The following is a 2565-nucleotide window of genomic DNA, read 5'->3' as shown; positions in this document are numbered from 1 at the left end:
GGTGAAGGTTTTCTGATGCGGGTCGCGGCGAAACGTTGCGCACTGTCGGAACCACGACCCGTGTTGGAAAACCTCCCAAGGAGGAAGCCGCGGGGGTCTTGGTGCGATCTATGGGGAAAGTGCGCGATGGGGTGGGGCAACGGCTGGATCAGGGGGTCGGTTGAAGGTGCGCATGGCGCCTGAGACGGGCGGAAGCTCGTTCGATGATCCCGACAAAGCTGCTGGTTGCCGCGTGAGTGCCGCCGTGTGGCGCGCCGAAGGCAGACAGACCCAAACTATTTGGGCCGGGTCTGCGGATCGCAGCCGGTGGTGCTCCGTGATGGATGACGGGCGATACGTCATGCGGCCTGCTCCCTCGGTGGCGCGCGCGACATCGGTATCTGCCCGCGCCGGAAGATCTCAATGATACGCATGGGCCCGCCGCAGCAGGGGCATGGCTCGCGCAGGGTGAGCGGAGCCTCGGCCTGTGGTTCCGGCACGGCGACCTGTTCAGGCTGCTGGACGCAGAGCAAGGCGCGGATCTTGGTGATGTTGGCCTTGCGGGTCGAACTGGCCACCAAGCCGTAATGCCGGATGCGGTGGAAGTTGTCGGGCAGGACATGGATCAGGAATCTGCGGATGAACTCGGGCGTGGCCAGTCGCATGACCTTTTGGCGATCGCCGGACTTGATGCGATAATCCTTCCAACGAAAGGCCACGGTATCGGCATCCGCGCTGACCAGGCGCGCGTTGGAAATGGCGACGCGGTGCGTGTAGCGGCTGAGATAAGTTAGCACGGCTTCGGGGCCGCCGAAGGGCGGTTTGGCATAGACCACCCATTCGGATTTGCGGAGCGGTGCGAGCCAGGCTGTGAAGGCGTTCGCCTCGATCAGCTCTGCCAGATCGCCGAAGAACGCCAATTGACTGGCCCGGTGCAGCTCCATCAGCCCTTCCAGAAACAGGCGTCGGAACAGTCGCGATAGCACCCGCACATGCAGAAAGAACCCGGAACGGCAGGCGACCCACTTCGTGCCGTCTCGCGACAGGCCGCCGCCCGGCACGATCATGTGGATGTGCGGGTGGTGCGTCAGCGCCGATCCCCAGGTGTGCAGCACGCTGGTCATGCCCACCCGCGCGCCCATGCGCTTGGGATCGGCCGCGAGGGTCATCACCGTCTCCGCCGATGCCTTGAACAGCAGCCCGTAGACCGCCTTCTTGTTCCAATAGGCGATCTGCGCAATCTCGGCTGGCAGGGTAAAGACCACGTGGAAATATTCCACGGGCAGCAGGTCTTCGGCCCGCGCCGCCATCCAGTCGCGTGCCGCCGGTCCCTGACACTTCGGGCAGTGCCGGTTCTTGCAGGAATTGTAGGCAATATGGTGATGGCCGCACTTGGCACAGCCGGCCACATGCCCGCCGAGCGCCTCGGTCCGGCAGGCTTCAATCGCCGACATCACCTTCATCTGGGAGAGGCTGACATGCCCGGCATTGGCCTGTCGCCACGCAGGACCATGGGCACGGAAGATGTCAGCCAGCTCCAGCTTCGGCCGGGTCACCCCGGCACCCGGTCACTCCAGACTTCGCTTCACGGTCTGGTCCTGCAACCTGCCCAGCATCTCGTATGGGCTGACGGTGTCGCGGATCGTCTTGGTGGCCACGTGGGTGTATCGCGCGGTGGTCGTCAGCTTGGCGTGGCCGAGCAGCACCTGGATCACCCGCACGTCGGTATTGGCCTCCAGCAGATGCGTCGCGAAGCTGTGGCGCAACGTGTGCAAGGTGGCGGGCTTCTTGACCCCGGCCATGTGTTTGGCCGAGGTGAAGGCGCGGTTCAACTGGCGCGGTGAGATCGGGTTGATCTTCGGCTTGCCGGGGAACAGCCAACCCTCCGGCCGGGCCTCGCGCCACCAAGTGCGCAACAGCTCCAGCAATCCCGGCGACAGCATCACCTTGCGGTCCTTCTGGCCCTTGCCCTGCTCGACGTGGATCAGCATCCGGTCGCTGTCGATGTCGCCGATCTTGAGGTTGCAGACCTCGGCCGCCCGGAGGCCCGCGCCGTAGGAGATGCTGAGCGCGGCGCGATACTTCAGCCCGGGCCCCGGCGCCGCCATCAGGATGTCGGACACCTCCTCGACGCTGAACACCACGGGCAGCTTCCGCGGTTCGGTGCGGAACTGCATGTAACGCTTCATCTCCTCCCGCCCGCAGGTCATGCCGAAGAAGAACCGCAGTGCCACGATCCGCACGTTGAACGTCGATGGTGTGACCCCGGTGTCGGTCATGTGGAGCTGATAGGCGCGAAGATCCTCCGGCGTCGCCGTGTCGGGTGATCGCCCAAGAAAGGCCGCGAAATCCTTGATCGCGCGGATATGGGACTTCTGCGCCTTGTCGCCCATCCCGCGGATGCGCATGTCTTCGATCATCCGCTGGCGCAGCGGGGTTGCTCTCTCCTCCTTCATGGGAACCTCCTGTCTGATGATTGAGAAGGCCCCAATCGTCAGCCAGGTCGTGCAGATCACGAAATGCGCGCCGCTATGGGCGGCTCACTCCATCAGCCAAATGCGCCAATGCCGCGGAGCGGCTTCGTCC

The 2565-nt window shown here is 64.4% G+C and carries 2 protein-coding genes; both read right to left on the bottom strand.

Translation table 11 applies throughout. The annotated features are described in order from the left end of the window. Positions 1-338: 338 nt before the first annotated feature. The gene (locus LX81_RS21740; protein WP_111539313.1) at positions 339-1535 is read right to left on the bottom strand and encodes an IS91 family transposase; all 1197 of its coding nucleotides are present in this window, start codon (positions 1533-1535) and stop codon (positions 339-341) included. A gap of 12 nt (positions 1536-1547) precedes the next feature. After that, positions 1548-2435: a tyrosine-type recombinase/integrase gene (locus tag LX81_RS21735; protein WP_111539312.1), complete on the bottom strand. Its 888-nt coding sequence runs from the start codon at positions 2433-2435 to the stop codon at positions 1548-1550. Between the last annotated feature and the right edge of the window lie 130 nt (positions 2436-2565).

It is taken from the genome of Palleronia aestuarii, from assembly GCF_003253995.1.
GTDB classification, from domain to species: Bacteria; Pseudomonadota; Alphaproteobacteria; order Rhodobacterales; family Rhodobacteraceae; genus Palleronia; species Palleronia aestuarii.
This window is presented reverse-complemented; position numbering and strand designations above follow the sequence as displayed.

Bases quoted from the DNA above. Each gene is read 5' to 3' on its own strand.
- LX81_RS21735 (WP_111539312.1), bottom strand. From the start codon at position 2,435: ATGAAGGAGGAGAGAGCAACCCCGCTGCGCCAGCGGATGATCGAAGAC.